The 14,665-nt window shown below is 36.8% G+C and carries 14 protein-coding genes; 6 read left to right on the top strand and 8 right to left on the bottom strand.

From position 1 onward, the window contains the following. Positions 1–279 precede the first annotated feature (279 nt). On the top strand, positions 280–750 hold the full coding sequence (locus ACFX5U_RS10280) for an SRPBCC family protein (RefSeq protein WP_280568019.1): 471 nt from the start codon (positions 280–282) through the stop codon (positions 748–750). Between the two features lie 105 nt (positions 751–855). Here the strand turns inward: ACFX5U_RS10280 and ACFX5U_RS10275 are convergent, their stop codons facing one another. The 3 genes from ACFX5U_RS10275 to ACFX5U_RS10265 form a co-directional block, all read right to left on the bottom strand. Beyond that, complete coding sequence (locus tag ACFX5U_RS10275; protein WP_400263380.1) at positions 856–2,640, bottom strand: glycoside hydrolase domain-containing protein; 1,785 nt, start codon at positions 2,638–2,640, stop codon at positions 856–858. A gap of 350 nt (positions 2,641–2,990) precedes the next feature. Further along, on the bottom strand, positions 2,991–3,485 hold the full coding sequence (locus ACFX5U_RS10270; protein ID WP_400263379.1) for a GNAT family N-acetyltransferase: 495 nt from the start codon (positions 3,483–3,485) through the stop codon (positions 2,991–2,993). Between the two features lie 108 nt (positions 3,486–3,593). Then, positions 3,594–3,893: a cupin domain-containing protein gene (locus tag ACFX5U_RS10265; RefSeq protein ID WP_400263378.1), complete on the bottom strand. Its 300-nt coding sequence runs from the start codon at positions 3,891–3,893 to the stop codon at positions 3,594–3,596. A 143-nt stretch (positions 3,894–4,036) separates the two neighbouring features. On the opposite strand from ACFX5U_RS10265, the gene ACFX5U_RS10260 reads away from it, so the two are divergent. Beyond that, positions 4,037–4,600, top strand: a complete 564-nt coding sequence (locus tag ACFX5U_RS10260; RefSeq protein WP_400263377.1) for a DUF1648 domain-containing protein — start codon at positions 4,037–4,039, stop codon at positions 4,598–4,600. Positions 4,601–4,800: 200 nt separating this feature from the next. Here ACFX5U_RS10260 and ACFX5U_RS10255 read toward each other — a convergent pair whose 3' ends face one another. Then, positions 4,801–5,673, bottom strand: coding sequence for an alpha/beta hydrolase (locus ACFX5U_RS10255; RefSeq protein ID WP_400263376.1), 873 nt, complete (start codon positions 5,671–5,673; stop codon positions 4,801–4,803). A gap of 377 nt (positions 5,674–6,050) precedes the next feature. Between ACFX5U_RS10255 and ACFX5U_RS10250 the strand changes: the two genes are divergently transcribed. The 4 genes from ACFX5U_RS10250 (at position 6,051) to ACFX5U_RS10235 (ending at position 10,473) form a co-directional block, all read left to right on the top strand. After that, on the top strand, positions 6,051–6,962 hold the full coding sequence (locus ACFX5U_RS10250; protein WP_400263375.1) for a sensor histidine kinase: 912 nt from the start codon (positions 6,051–6,053) through the stop codon (positions 6,960–6,962). A 119-nt stretch (positions 6,963–7,081) separates the two neighbouring features. Next, the gene (locus tag ACFX5U_RS10245) at positions 7,082–7,774 is read left to right on the top strand and encodes a LytR/AlgR family response regulator transcription factor (protein ID WP_400263374.1); all 693 of its coding nucleotides are present in this window, start codon (positions 7,082–7,084) and stop codon (positions 7,772–7,774) included. Positions 7,775–7,934: 160 nt separating this feature from the next. Next, the gene (locus tag ACFX5U_RS10240) at positions 7,935–9,992 is read left to right on the top strand and encodes a TonB-dependent receptor domain-containing protein (protein WP_400263373.1); all 2,058 of its coding nucleotides are present in this window, start codon (positions 7,935–7,937) and stop codon (positions 9,990–9,992) included. After that, on the top strand, positions 9,976–10,473 hold the full coding sequence (locus ACFX5U_RS10235; protein ID WP_400263372.1) for an outer membrane beta-barrel protein: 498 nt from the start codon (positions 9,976–9,978) through the stop codon (positions 10,471–10,473). Before ACFX5U_RS10240 ends, ACFX5U_RS10235 begins: the two co-directional genes overlap by 17 nt. 198 nt (positions 10,474–10,671) lie before the next feature. Here the strand turns inward: ACFX5U_RS10235 and ACFX5U_RS10230 are convergent, their stop codons facing one another. The 4 genes from ACFX5U_RS10230 to ACFX5U_RS10215 form a co-directional block, all read right to left on the bottom strand. After that, positions 10,672–11,376, bottom strand: coding sequence for a hypothetical protein (locus tag ACFX5U_RS10230; protein WP_400263371.1), 705 nt, complete (start codon positions 11,374–11,376; stop codon positions 10,672–10,674). A 48-nt stretch (positions 11,377–11,424) separates the two neighbouring features. Next, entirely contained in the window at positions 11,425–12,225 is an 801-nt protein-coding gene (locus ACFX5U_RS10225; RefSeq protein ID WP_400263370.1) for an SOS response-associated peptidase, read from the bottom strand. A gap of 153 nt (positions 12,226–12,378) precedes the next feature. Further along, on the bottom strand, positions 12,379–12,852 hold the full coding sequence (locus ACFX5U_RS10220; RefSeq protein ID WP_280568038.1) for a hypothetical protein: 474 nt from the start codon (positions 12,850–12,852) through the stop codon (positions 12,379–12,381). 425 nt (positions 12,853–13,277) lie between these two features. Then, positions 13,278–14,444: an MFS transporter gene (locus tag ACFX5U_RS10215; RefSeq protein ID WP_400263369.1), complete on the bottom strand. Its 1,167-nt coding sequence runs from the start codon at positions 14,442–14,444 to the stop codon at positions 13,278–13,280. Positions 14,445–14,665: the final 221 nt, after the last annotated feature.

Raw genomic sequence — 14,665 nt, 5'->3', positions numbered from 1 at the left:
TGAACTTTTATGAATGACAGGTGTTCTTAATATAGAAAACGATAACAAATTTTGCTTTTAGTATGAAAAGATAAATGACGTAGTACGGTAAAAAATCCAAATGTCTTCAAAAACTTTGGATACGAAACAAAAAAGAGGAAACGATAAGAAACATAAATTACTGTACGGTTAAACGCCAAGATAAAGGGTCTAATGAAAATTAGGCCCTTTTGATTTTTAAAAAAATCGATACATTTGAAATAACGGAGAACAGTGTAAATTACTAATGAAAAAAAATAAATGCCGAGTATTGAAATTATAACTGAAATAGATGCGCCAATAAACATCTGTTTTGACCTCGCTAGAAGTATTGACCTGCACACAATTTCAACTTCGAGAACAAATGAACATGCTATTGATGGTAGAACTACAGGACTGATAGGTCTTAATGAATTAGTGACTTGGCAGGCCACTCACTTTGGTATAAGGCAAAAACTAACTTCAAAAATAACGGCGTTTGACAGCCCACATTACTTTGTTGATGAACAAGTAAAAGGTGCATTTACATCTCTTTACCACGAGCATATATTTGAACAGGTTGGTGAAAAGGTAATCATGAAAGATATCTTTGAATTTCAATCACCTTTTGGAATATTTGGACGCTTATTCAATCACTTCATCTTAACGGATTACCTGACGCAATTTCTTACTGTGCGAAATAATATAATTAAAGAATATGCCGAAAGTGACAAATGGAAAATGGTGATTTAAATACGTGAACTTAAACATAAAAAACAGCTCTCCTAAAATAACTTTTTAGGAGAGCTGCAACTCCGTTTAGCAAAGCGCTTTAAATACTGCCTTGCTTATTTTTATTTAGCTCGCGATCTTTATCGACAGTTCTTGTAGTAATGCCTTCGCTTCGTTTAGATTTGTATTCCAAACTTTCGTTCTTTCGGCACTATTCAACTTCTGGATAGCTGCTTCAAAACGTTTCAAATCCTCGACCATACCCTTCTTTTTTAGCGCTTTCTTTACAATCTGAACTTTTTCGTAATCCTGTACCCCTTCCAAGGTTCTTTCATAACGAATCGAACTCCTACCATTCGGATACACGATATAGGTATCGCCTGCTGGCCAAGTACGGAAACGTGAATCTAAAATTGGGTTTTCGACCCATGAGTTGAATGCCCAATGTAATAAGCCATCAAAGTCAGCGGCCTCAGCATACCATCCCATATAAGCAGACTCTGCAGGATCGGAGAATGTAAACTGATTTGGGAAATCATTACCACAATACACGTAAAATGTGGTAATCAACCCCCTCTTTTTACGATCTAGCAAATCTTCATGCGAGAAGGGATGATTTGCCGCAATACTGATATCTTTACTGTCTGGATAGCGCTGATAAGTCTTTTGATTATCCGCGTAAGAAACACCCAAAACTGGTGCGACTTTCTTCAAAAGTGACAGCGCTCCATCTACTTCTTCTTTTGTGCGTTCATCCATAGCGATGTTTGTAATTTCTAGCCAGCCCTTTGAATCCAAATGCTTCACAAGATCTTTCAAGAACGGTGTCCATAGCTCTTCAAACTCGGGAGTCCCTGGCTTGGCAACGACATTGACGACTTCATTCTTGGCTACATCGCGATAGTGCACCTCATTGTTCCAAGGCACAATTGAATACATATTAATCATCTTAGTTACGCCTAGGTCCATCATAAACTGCACCCAACGGTCGAACACTTTATAATCATAAGCCCAAGTACCATCTGCATTTTTGTTCCATAGGATCATATCTGCATAGGGATCATAAGTCTGCACATTCCATGGGTCTTTATTCATGGTCGTCGTGATTACTTTCTGTCCAGCATCGGCCAACATCTTCATAACAGGCTTCATCGCTTCAAAGTGTGCATCACTCCACATCTCTAAACCATTCACGCGTGCTACAGCGGAAGGATGTTGCCATTGATCCAAGTGGAAGATCCACTCGCTTGGCTTAGGCAACACGTTTTCTAAAACCCTAACTTTCAAAGTTAATTGATCGACAACCTTTCCTTTGCTCTCGATGCGTACGTTAGCTTGGTATTCCCCGGCTGTGGCATCACTTGGTATTTTTACAGTTAACCAAACTGGACGCGCCTTGCTCGCTTCCAAATCTAAAGATGTTAGGTCGTCTAACATATCTGGAGACAGTGACGCTGCAAAATCTTCTTTCTTACGGTATCCACATCCAGCTGCAAATTCATCGGTCATCACGTAACGAACGAAACGTGCTGAAGCTATGCTAGCGGGCATTTTGGTGCTATTTGCTCCTTTAAAATCAGTTACCGTTACGGTCACATCTGGCGCAGCTTCTTTCGTCCATAGTAATATTTGTGCCGAAACACGTTCTCCACGCCAACCGGTTAACGCATCAATTGATTTTTTATTTATATCAGGAACTAGCGACTTAGCATAGCGTTTATCAATAGTTACAAATGAGCTATGTAGGCCTTTCTTTACATTAGACCAATCAGCCAACGCGTCTTTCGTTGGGTCGGCCATTTCTTGGAAGTTTACCATCTCGAAGGCTGGTGTTTGCGCCTTAACAGGTTGTACACTCCATAGCGCCCCAACAAGAAGAGCTGACGCTAAAATAGTATTCTTAAAATTCATATTTATTTGACTTGGTTTTCAATTGAGATCTGGAATATCCTTGTGTTTTAGAAACATGAATGATAAAAGTCTGCACTTAACATATTTCCGCAATATGAAACCAAACTACTTAAATTTCTAGATGTATACAAATGCTAAACTAAAACAAACGTTTGCTTTAATTTCAAGAAAGGAAAATTCTATTAAGCAATTGATATCAAACTCATTACCCGAAAGCTAACTTTTATGAGAATGGGTGCTTTCTATTTTTTTGATATCACTAATAAAAAATGCTCCTTAATTGCTTTGATTCAACCGTTTCCTTAGACTCAGTCAGGAGGCAAACGGAATGGATGATGTGAAAAAAGAGATTAAATGGTATGAAACTTTTTTAGTGTCAATTTTTCGGTTGGTAAGTCATTTTCTATTCCTAGAAAAGTACGTTCAAAACCAAATTTCTCTAGTATTTTTTTTGACGCTAGATTTTCTGGGTCTATGATTCCTATAATATCCACTGCAGGAAATAATTTATCTGCTCGGTCTAGGACTACTTGACATATTGCCGATCCAATTCCCATATTCCAAAACTCTTTCTTTAAAACATAGCCGATTTCAAGTATTGAATCGTCCTGCTTGTAGCGTTCTAATTTACAATAGCCTACAAAATCACCTTCTTGATTAAATACCTTAAAATATCCTAACCCGTCTTCGCTATTATTAGTAGCAAGAATAACATCGAATTTTTCTCTCGCCTGATGTTCTGTCCATGCATTTCCGGAGATATATTTCATAATTTCATCGTTCATGACCAACCCTTTAAAAATATCATAATCAATTGCTACATACTTCTCTAATATTAAGTTCATTCGATTTTAATTTATATAATATTGGTTAAACATGGGTGTAGAAATTTTATAACAATAGGCTAAAGATACTATTTTATAAGAAAATCTTCTCGAACAGGATTGAATGTGTCAATAAGTTTCTCCTGCAACTATGCATTCACAGCCGTGCAAAGCATTACTAGGAATAATGCAACTGTCACCTCCGTGAAGTACATGCATAATATCATCAATTACATAATGAAAAACTCCAGATTTAACGTAAGAAATTTGGGTTTGCGGATGTCGATGTAGTTCACCTGTTGCACCTTTTTCAAACTTTACTTTAGTCAGCATCATGACTGGACTATGTACTGCAATCTGTCTTTTTACTCCTTTTCCTACAACTTCCCAATCATTTTGATTTTCAAAGTGAAATAATTCATTTTCCATATTTGTAATTGCTATCTGTATGAGCGGATCAATTGACCTTATTTTTATCTAATATAGAAAGGAATCGGTCAAAAAAAGGAATTTAAAACCATTTTATTTAATGTGTTTGAAAAATATCTCTAGAACTAGCATTTTTGTTTTTAATGTTGGATTTCATTAAATTGCAGTTTAGTACAGAACAAATGCAAGATAGGCCACGAGTAAAAATTCAACTTACATCTATTGATTTAACATGCGAAATACTAGGTTGGATCCTTGTGCTAGGTATGTGGTTATTAACGTTAAATAAATATGGCACATTGCCTGATCGTATTCCAATCCATTACAACATATTGGGAGAAGCTGACGGATTTGGAAAAAAGAGCGCTATTATTACGTTACCTCTTATTTCGTCTATTTTATTTATTGTATTAACGATTTTGAACAAGTTTCCACATATCTTCAACTATCCCACCACTATAACGGAAAAAGATGCCTTAAAACAATATACCAATGCAACCAGAATGCTCAGGTGTTTGAAATTGGTAATCGTGTTCACCTTTGGTCTGATTTTGTTTAAAACAATTCAAATCTCGGAGGATAACAGTACCAAACTTGGGATATGGATGTTACCATTAACCTTGTGTCTCATTATTATTCCAATGATCTATTTCACCATTAAATCTAATAGGATAAAGAAATTTACAGAAGATATACCTGATAATTAACCTAATCTCAGTGTTTATAATGATTAAAAAATGCCCCCAATAAGTGTCTAACTTTTTGGGAGCACTTCATATTATAGAGGGCTTTTTATAAAAAATTCAACGACACCTTACGCTAAGTGTAAATAACAGTTTTTTATAATATATAATATTTAGAATTTCTCAATAAGAAACGAGAAGAAAGCATCTTGATAGTATCATTTCTAGTATTGATGAAACTCCTTGGTAATAAAAGATAGTACTTCTGGTAAAGAATCTCTCCAATACGTCCATGTATGTGCACCATCTCGAATTCGGAATTCATGGGGGATTTCTTTCTTTTTCATAGCAATATGAACCAAACTATTTCCTTCATATAAGAAATCATCATCTCCACAATCGATATACCACCGTACCGCATTCTTCTTGTCCTCAGGAATTTCTTCAAGCAGTGATAGCACATTATGTTTTTTATAGTATGCTAGGATATCTCCATCAGATGCTGTTGATTTAGCGTCAACAAACCGACTTTTTGCCTCCTCTAATGATAATGGACCTACGTAAGCACTTAAGGGACAGGCTGAAGAAAAAAGTTCGGGATGGTGCAATGCATATATAAATGAGCCCCCACCGCCCATGGACAATCCGGCTATCGCTCTATATTTTTTTTCAGCCTTTGTACGGTATGTTTTTTCAACATAAGGCATTAGTTCTTGAAAAAAGAAGTCTTCGTAATTCCAATCACCTGCTAAGGAATTAAAATAGCCCCTCTGTCCGGAATTGGCATCTGGCATAATGATAATCATAGGGGTTGCTTTCCCCTCTTTAATCGCTTTATCGGTTATGTGAAGCACTTCGCCAAATTGAACCCATCCAGTATGATCATCACCGGCACCATGTAATAAGTATAGGACAGGGTAACTCCTTGAAGAGTTTTCATAGTCGGGGGGTAAATAAACTGAAAACTTCCGTTCTCCATGAAGTATTTTACTGTGTAAGCTTAGGTTATCAAAGACTTTTCCTGTTGTTTGACCAAAGGTAGCAGTCCATGCAAATAGGGTTAATAAAACAAAAATTAAAGATAAATTTCTTTTCATAGTGATTAGGTTTTAGGAATATTTTATTGTTTACGAAAATCTGATATTGATACAAGATGTAACATCCTCTCTATAGATACAATTTTTATAACTATTAAAGATAGTTAAATTGTCTAAGCGACAGAGAATAATCAGTTAAAAAAAATCTTTCCATTAAAATGTTTAATTTACTTTGAAAACGTACAATTGCTACATACCTTACAGTCATACCCTATCTTTTAGAACAACTAACTTTTGAGATGGTACGAAACCTATACGGATTACCTTGCTTTTTCCATCTATGCTAAGAGAACTCTTTTGAGGGTATTTCCGAAAAAGTGTCAAATATTTTTATATTTTTGACATGGTCCTTGTATACACTAGTTAAAATAAATATCATGATTGGTAGATTCTTTAGAAAATTCTATTTGCATATAGTTATCTGGACCATACTATTGTTTTTGCCTTTTATTACCTATCTCTATCAACCAGATAAGATAGCGGATTTTAAACCCTACTCTGCATTATCTCACCTTGCAAACATTATATTTCTAGCGTCCAATTTTTACCTACTCTGCTATTATGTGGCACCAAAATATTTCTTTGGTCGTCAAAAAACTTTTAAGCTGTTGATTTTTCTAGGTTTTATAGCCTATGTGGCACTGAACTATGCTATCGTATACTTTAACCCTAATGGCGAATTGACCCATTTCACAAAGGAAAACATACTATTTGTACGTCTTGTAATAGGGCCAGGCATTATTTATTCTCTTTGTATGATTACCTCTTCGATGATTTTTCTTTATGACGAACAGGCAAGGCAAAAGGAACTGAACAAACAGATTGCATTGGAAAAAACAAAAGCTGAACTAACAATTCTTAAACTTCAGATCAGTCCCCACTTTTTATTCAATACGCTCAACAACATTCGCTGGTTGATTCGTAAGCAATCGCCAGATTCTGAAAGCACAATAATCAAACTATCCGAAATATTACGGTATATTCTCTATGAAGTTGATGGCCCACAAGTAGAACTATTTAAGGAAATCGAGCATATGCGAAATTTCATTGCTCTACAGACCTTACGCCTACCTATAGCGGGTAACGTAAATCTCAAAATTGAAAATGATCTAAAAAATAGAATGATACCACCTTTATTGTTTATTCATTTCGTAGAAAATGCATTTAAATATGGGGTGGATAGCAAAACCGCTCCAGAGATAACGTTTGAATTTGTAGAGATACCGGGTGGGATAGCCTTTACATCCCGTAACAGGATATTGGTGTACAATGAAACCACGAGCAAGTGAAGGCATCGGATTGACAAATGTACGAAGACGTTTACAATTACTCTATCCGAATAGGCACAACCTTTCTATCCAAAGCACTGATGATGGATATTTCAAAGTAATACTCAAACTGACAACCGATGAAGATTAAATGTATACTTATCGACGACGAACCGTTTGCACTGAACATCTTGGAAGACGATTTGCTGGGTTTTGATAATATCGAAATACTACGCAAATTCAATGCTCCAACTGATGTTAACGATTTTTTAAAAAATCACCCCGTAGACTTGATTTTTTTGGATATACAGATGCCCGAAAAATTGGGGACACAATTTATCCGCGAACTTGAAGAACCCCCATTGTTTATTTTCACCACTGCTTATCATCAATACGCTGTGGAAGGATTTGAGTTAAATGCAGTCGATTATCTATTGAAGCCCATTTCCAAGGAACGATTGACAAGTGCAATTAGAAAGGTGGAAGATATCATGATGATGCGTGCAAAACAATTACCTGTGGACGATTATATTGTTGTCAATGTTGAATACAAAAAGATAAAAATATTACTCAATGAAATCAGTTATATTGAAGGTCTTAAGGACTACGTTAAAATCTATTTAATAAACCGGGATATTCCTCTTCTCACACGGAGCAACCTACGGGGTATGGAAAAGATACTCCCTAAAACCGATTTCTTAAGAATCCACAATTCCTTTATCGTCAACAAAAATAGGATTGAAAATGTGACTCAAACTAAACTCACATTGTCTAAAACAGCATTGCCAATAGGTAAGAAATATATCCGAAACATCGAACTTTTCCATTTATAGTAAAGCTTTAAGCTACCCTTTTCAACCACAATAATCGCATTCGTCTACACATACACGCTGTCCGTCTACAGATGATTGTGTAGATTAAGAATATTTTTCAAATTTGCTTTCTATCGGTCCATCTTAAAGTGGATAACCGAATAAATCGATAAAAGAAAAAATGAAAAGATACATATCTGCAGTTATTATGGCAACGGCTATCCCTACGTTACATGCCCAAACTCCATCGAGTAATCGTTCAAGTGATATCACCATTTCTGAGAGCAGGCTCTTAGGTCAAATTGTAAACAATCAAGGAAAACCTATTGCACAAGCTTCTATCAATCTCCTTCAAGTAATTAATGATAACGCTACAGGTAAACAAAGAGAGGTATTATTAAAAAGCACAAGTACACGGGAAGACGGGAAATTTAGTTTTTCAAATGTGTCAACCAGCGACAAATGGAAGCTAAGAATAAGCTCAATTGGTTATACAGCAATTGACGTACCTGTTGAATATGGTACAGATAACAAAATTTCGGAAAAAGATTTAGGTGCTATAACACTAGAAAACGATAATCGGAAACTGGATGAAGTAATTGTTACTGGGCGTAAGGCATTGCTAGAAATGGACATTGACAAAAAAGTATTCAATGTAGAAAAGAATATCGTAGCTACAGGTGGTACAGCTATCGATGTGTTTCGTAATATGCCATCTGTACAGGTCGATATCGATGGTAATGTCAAACTCAGAAATGCCGCTCCAACGATTTTCGTAGACGGAAAGCCAACAACGCTTACACCCGACCAAATACCGGCCGACGTCATCGAGAAGGTCGAAATTATCACCAATCCTTCTGCTAAATATGATGCTTCTGGAAGCATGGCTGGAATTATAAATATTATTCTCAAAAAAAATAAAAAAACTGGTTACAATGGTATGGTTACTGCCGGAGGAGACCGATTTGGCGGAACCAATTTTATGGGTAGCCTAAATGCGCGTCAAGATAAATTAAATATATCATTGACAGGAATGAACATGCGTATGCGTACAAACTCCGAAGGTGACAGCCATAGAACGAGCAGTATCAATGGTTTAAATTCGACTGTAGATCAAGATATCGAGGGTAAAACAAAGGGCATGATTACGTTTGGAAGACTTGGGGTAGACTATGATTTTAGTCCCCGTACTTCGGTCTCAATAGCAGGAGTATTGGTTGAAGGGAAGTTTAGACCAAACGAAAACACCCTGATATCGACACAGTCAGGTGGAAATACATCGTTGAGCAAAAGAATCTCAGATTCGGAGCGAAGCTTTAAACCGAGAGGCCTGCAAGCTGGTTTAGTACAGAAATTCAAAACAGAAGGAGAAGAATTTACGGTTGACTTTAATTATTTTGGTGGTGAGAATAACTCCAATGGACTTTATAGCACCAATTACCTAAATGATATAAATCAAATAACTGGCACTCAAGTTCAAAAGAATATTGGTTCTGGTGAAAATCAATTTATGACAATTCAGACAGACTATGTCAAACCATTTAAAAATGGGATGAAGTTGGAGACTGGTTTGCGCGCCCAGATTAATAATTTAAAGAACCTGAATGACAATTCCTTAAAAGCAGTCGGTCAGGATGATTTTGAAAATATTTCTTCAGCATCTGCTAATTACGATAGTAAAAATAGCGTTTATGCAGCATATGTTTCGCTAGGTGGAAATCTAAAAGATTGGGTATCCTACAAAGTTGGAGTTCGCGCAGAAAGCTCTACCTATGACGGGGAACTTTTGAACACAAATGAGAAATTCCATAATCGTTACCCACTTAGCTTATTTCCATCTCTGTTCTTAAGCAAGAAGCTATCAGAGAAAGATCAAGTTCAGATGAGTGTAACACGTCGTGTGAACCGTCCCAATTTTTTTCAAATGATTCCTTTTATTGATTATACCGATAGTTTAAACATCACCCGTGGTAATGCAGACCTGGTCCCAGAATTTACGACTTCAGGAGAACTTTCTTATAGCAGAACGCATGGCAAAGGAACTTTTCTTGTTTCAGTTTATTACAAAAAAACGAACAATCTGATTACACGCTATCTGACACAGGAGCTAAACCCGATCACAGATAAAATGGATTTCATCAATACCTATATCAATGCCAATTCCAGCCAGAAACTATGGGGCAGAGTTTACCTATACGAACAATCTGAAGAAATGGTGGGATATGACAGCAGATCTTAACTTTTACAATTCAAAAATAGAGGTCGATGACAGTACACCAGCCGAGGGTATGTGGACAGTTTTTGGGAAACTAAACAATACCTTCAATATTAAAAACAGTTGGAATCTACAGCTTGCTTTTGAATATCAAGGCAAAACGAATATGCCGGTAACGCAAAACCAAACTTTCGGTCCACCTATGAATCAAGCTCAAAGCTCTTCACAGGGCTACATCAAACCGTTTTATGGAGTTGACCTAGCAATCAAGAAAAGTTTCTTGAAGAATCAAGCTGCTTCAGTAACTTTAGCTGTAAATGATATTTTTAGAACCCGAGGTAACACAACTGTATCTGCTGGAGAGGGATTTTCCCAAACCTATTACCGTATCTCCAATCCTCAACTTGTCAAATTAAACTTATCATACCGTTTTGGGAAAATGGACATGAATATATTCAAGAAAAACAAAAATCAAAACTCAATGGAAGGTTTGCAGATGCAATAACCTATTCGGGGTGATTCAACTGAGGCCAAAAAACAACGGCGGAAAAGCTTAAAACCTTTCTCCGCCGTTGTTTCATTTACTACCAGTACTAGGATGGTACATAAACTCCAATTATATATTGTTACCATTCTTATTAACTGTAACAATATATCCCGTTATCAGCCATAATGTAAAATGAAATTAGGGGAAGTGTTTTCATTACATTTTTTTTCCTATTCTAGGGTCAATCCAAAAGAGATCTCGCAATGGTAGAATATCTTGTGGTGTTATCTGGCTATAGATAAGTTCTTCAGTATCATCCGAAATGTGCCAGACGTAATCCGCTTGTTGCACGTCCAGAACTTTTAAGATAGCGTCTTCATCACAGAACCAAATGTCTGACTCGATGACTGCAACTCTATGTGTCAAAAACCAATCACAGGCTTGGGCGGTATCTAAACAGATTAAAGACCGTGTAAGGTCTTCTAAGTCTTGCATTCCCGAACTGACATGGTCGGGATAATGCAATTGCAAATATTCCAGATACATAGCGTGATCACCGGTATGCACGGCATGATTGCGTATCAGTACGCCCTGTGGATCGAATGAGAAATCGTATACCTCGGGATTTGCGATAAACTGATAGTACTGGTTATAGAGCTGAAGCCTCTGCTCTAACCTTTGTTGATAGTCGTCTTCGATAAACACTTGTCCTTCAATCGTCCCATCATCTGAAATATTGAGAACGTCTTCGATTACCAAGATGGCTGGCTCTTGAAAGGCTGCAATCATTGCTCTGCAATCCAAGCGTAGCAGATACTCCCGGACATCAGGTACCTTAATCGGATAGTAGCTTGGATTTTCATCACCGACGTTATTTCTAGAAGTCAATATATTGTATCCTTTAGACTTCAGGTCTAGCAAAACGGTTAGGGTTAAAGAGACGAACTTCATGGCGTGATTATTTTGACATTAAAAAAAACTTAGCTGAGTGGGTCCATCCTGTCCCAATAGTGGTAAACCGGACCATGGGTAAGGATCATACCGCAATTTGCCATCGGGTCTATTTGGGAATCCTCTCAATGTATACACTGGGTAACACTCGAGTGATAGATCTGGGACTTCATAGTTGAATATTGGTGTCAGATTTTCGTCATCGGTAGCAGATAGCCACTTTTGCTCTAATTCCGGAGATAGAAAAAGCGGCATGCGTCCTTTGTTGGGACCATCATTGTGAATATGGCCCATGATGGTATTGGCCTCTCGAGTCAACATACCAAAGCTGCCTACTTTCTGAGATCTGCCATCTTGGTCAACGGATTCATGCCACTGATATAACCCTGGAATATAGAAAATTTCTCGGTTTTTATCCTTGATGTAATACGGTACTTTCTTTTTCCATCCATGTACCTTCCGATGTTCAAAGGTACCGGAAACGGGAATAAGACAGCGCTGGTCTTTCAAGCGATGCCAGTAAGACTTGCCATCGGCAAGAATGCGTTCGCTACGGATATTGACCATACTGCGCCTTCGGTCGTCCTGCTCCTTAGGATCTTGAATATAGGTAGGCAATACACCCCACTCCATTTCGACAAGACCAAGATCCTGACTTTCCTTATCTTTATATATTATGGGATAACCAGGGAAGGTAATAGCCTGCACATTTTCAAAATAACGATAATCATAATCGACTTTCTTACGTTCGTCTCGTAGTTTGGAAAAGGTTTTCTTGACAATTTCGATGTCTGTATGTAATGATATGTCCCAGCACATAGTGATTGTTTATATGTAATATGTTAAGTTGTTTGATTTTAAACACTTGAAGTAATCAAGTTGTTTGATTGTTTATATGTAATATGTTAAGTTGTTTGATTTTAAACACTTGAAGTAATCAAGTTGTTTGCAGAAATAATAGATCTTAGGTCGCTAAGATAGGAGTTCAATGGCGCTGACTTTCTTTTTAATATTTCCATTGCTGATGATTGCCCATACACGCCCGTGCTCCAGAGTAAATAGGATATCTATAGGATCTTTGCGTTTGAAGGTAGTTTTACTCCGCAGATAGTTGATGATCTTGTTTTCATACATGAGCAACATTCGTTTGTTCCACCTCTCTTCGTAAAAGCGGTTGATGAAGATGCGATAGCTGGAATTCGACGCTAACAATTGATGTATACGCAGGGTATCTGCTGGTATACTGACGGCCTTACCTTCTTTAGGATTTAACTGTGCAGCATGTTCTTGAGCCTCTTCTGTCTTCCAGTATGGAGACAATAAAAAGCCGGAGCCTTTACTGATATCTGGCCATTCAAATCGCTGTAGCACAAAGTCACGATAGCCTTTATCCAAGAGTTCTTGAAAGCTGCTATGGCTAAGTTGCTCGAATGGATTGTACAACATGATGGACTTGTCTTATTGATACAAAGTTAGTGAACTTAGACAAATTTTTGCTTAACAAATTTGGAAATATAAATTCATTTATATTATAATAAACAAACAGAGGTTGCAATTAATTTTATACTAGTTTTCGAGTCTATCTTACAGAAGAATCGCTATAGAAATGAGATTCTATAGCGATAAAAGGTATTCTTTTCTATAATGGTTTTGGTATTATCATATTAATAATTTATCCTTTACTTACCAATTGTCAGAACAATTCTTGTCAACATTATGTCTCTTTAAAAATCATATTTCAATAGAGAGGTAAGAACATAGATAAAAAAACATTTTCAAACGTTACTTCTGCAATAATACGACATTTTTCTCATTAATGGGAATTTTTACAAAAATATTCGTAAAGTATAAAGTTGAACATTGCCTTACTTCTAAAGTTTATTCTTACTGGATAACCAGACAACAAATAAAGCCGCAGTGCTCCAGATAAGCATCTGTGAAAGCGCTAGATTCCATCCTCCAAATGTCCAGCTTAATAGACCAAAGAATGTTCCGGTGCCTGCACCAATAAAATAGGTGGTCATATATACGGTATTTAACCGACTATGCGCCTCCTCATCCAGAGAATAGATACGTGTGAAATTTGTGATCTGAGTTGCCTGAACGCCAATATCCAAAAAAAAGATAGCAATAATCAAAACCCATATGGAATGTGGGAAAAACCACATGACCAAAATACTTAAAAATAACATACCCACTGTGAGGTAAAGGTTTTTAAACACTTGACCTTTATCGGCCATTTTCCCGAAGTATGGAGCCACTAAAGCCCCTCCTATGGCAATTAGACCAAAAAGGCCGATTGTAGAGGCTGGAAAATTGAAAGGAGCATCACTAAGGTGGAAAGTTAAAGTTGTCCAAAAAGAACAGAACACTCCAAAAGTGAAGGCCCCAAGTAAAGATGCTTGTCTGAGGATTTTATACTTACCTATTAATGTGATTGTAGATTTAAGTAACCCAAGATAAGTACCTTTAAATTTGCTAGGTACTTCCGGTAAAACAAAAAACAACAATAGACTGCTTATTGAAACAAGCAACGCCGAACTGACAAACACACTCTGCCAACCCCATAAGTCTGTCAATAAACCACTCAATAACCGTGAACCTAAGATACCACACAGGATTCCGCTAAATACGATACCGACATTTTTACCTCGATTTTCTTTACCTAGGGCTGCGGACATCGGTAGGATAATCTGTGCAGGTGTAGAACATACGCCAATTACAAAACTAAGGATAAGCAAGAGGCTGTAATTTGTGGTATTAGCGAGCGTTAAAAGCATCACTATAAGGGTAAGACAAATACATAAAATTAATTTTTTTCTATTTAACTTATCACCTAAAGGCAGTAGAAAAAACATACCCAGACCATATCCCAATTGTGCCAGCACAGAAATTTTACCAACAGCACTTTCAGATTTCCCCAAGGTTTCAGCTATATTCCTAAGAATGGGCTGACTATAATACACATTGGCAACTATGGTTCCTGCTGAAAAAGCCATAACAGGAATGATCCATTTATTCTCTTTATTTATTAACATTTGAAACTTTATTACAATAAGCAAACCTAAGAACTTTGCCTATCAAATTATGTTTATTTTCACGTACTCTGTTAAAATATAAGTATGAAGGTAATTCAATTTAAAGCATTTATTCCCTGCTATTTTTGAAACTGTTGTTTCACAACTTCATCACACAACGATAACCACATTAAAATTAGGTATATAGATGGATGGGAGCACATGGATATTAACTTGTACAA

Source organism: Sphingobacterium sp. SG20118 (assembly GCF_044740685.1).
In the GTDB taxonomy this organism is placed as follows: Bacteria; Bacteroidota; Bacteroidia; order Sphingobacteriales; family Sphingobacteriaceae; genus Sphingobacterium.
This window is presented reverse-complemented; position numbering and strand designations above follow the sequence as displayed.

Coding starts and splice junctions, on each gene's coding strand:
- ACFX5U_RS10280 (WP_280568019.1), top strand. CDS start 280: ATGCCGAGTATTGAAATTATAACTGAAATAGATGCGCCAATAAACATC.
- ACFX5U_RS10275 (WP_400263380.1), bottom strand. CDS start 2,640: ATGAATTTTAAGAATACTATTTTAGCGTCAGCTCTTCTTGTTGGGGCG.
- ACFX5U_RS10270 (WP_400263379.1), bottom strand. CDS start 3,485: ATGAACTTAATATTAGAGAAGTATGTAGCAATTGATTATGATATTTTT.
- ACFX5U_RS10265 (WP_400263378.1), bottom strand. CDS start 3,893: ATGGAAAATGAATTATTTCACTTTGAAAATCAAAATGATTGGGAAGTT.
- ACFX5U_RS10260 (WP_400263377.1), top strand. CDS start 4,037: ATGTTGGATTTCATTAAATTGCAGTTTAGTACAGAACAAATGCAAGAT.
- ACFX5U_RS10255 (WP_400263376.1), bottom strand. CDS start 5,673: ATGAAAAGAAATTTATCTTTAATTTTTGTTTTATTAACCCTATTTGCA.
- ACFX5U_RS10250 (WP_400263375.1), top strand. CDS start 6,051: ATGATTGGTAGATTCTTTAGAAAATTCTATTTGCATATAGTTATCTGG.
- ACFX5U_RS10245 (WP_400263374.1), top strand. CDS start 7,082: ATGAAGATTAAATGTATACTTATCGACGACGAACCGTTTGCACTGAAC.
- ACFX5U_RS10240 (WP_400263373.1), top strand. CDS start 7,935: ATGAAAAGATACATATCTGCAGTTATTATGGCAACGGCTATCCCTACG.
- ACFX5U_RS10235 (WP_400263372.1), top strand. CDS start 9,976: ATGACAGCAGATCTTAACTTTTACAATTCAAAAATAGAGGTCGATGAC.
- ACFX5U_RS10225 (WP_400263370.1), bottom strand. CDS start 12,225: ATGTGCTGGGACATATCATTACATACAGACATCGAAATTGTCAAGAAA.
- ACFX5U_RS10220 (WP_280568038.1), bottom strand. CDS start 12,852: ATGTTGTACAATCCATTCGAGCAACTTAGCCATAGCAGCTTTCAAGAA.
- ACFX5U_RS10215 (WP_400263369.1), bottom strand. CDS start 14,444: ATGTTAATAAATAAAGAGAATAAATGGATCATTCCTGTTATGGCTTTT.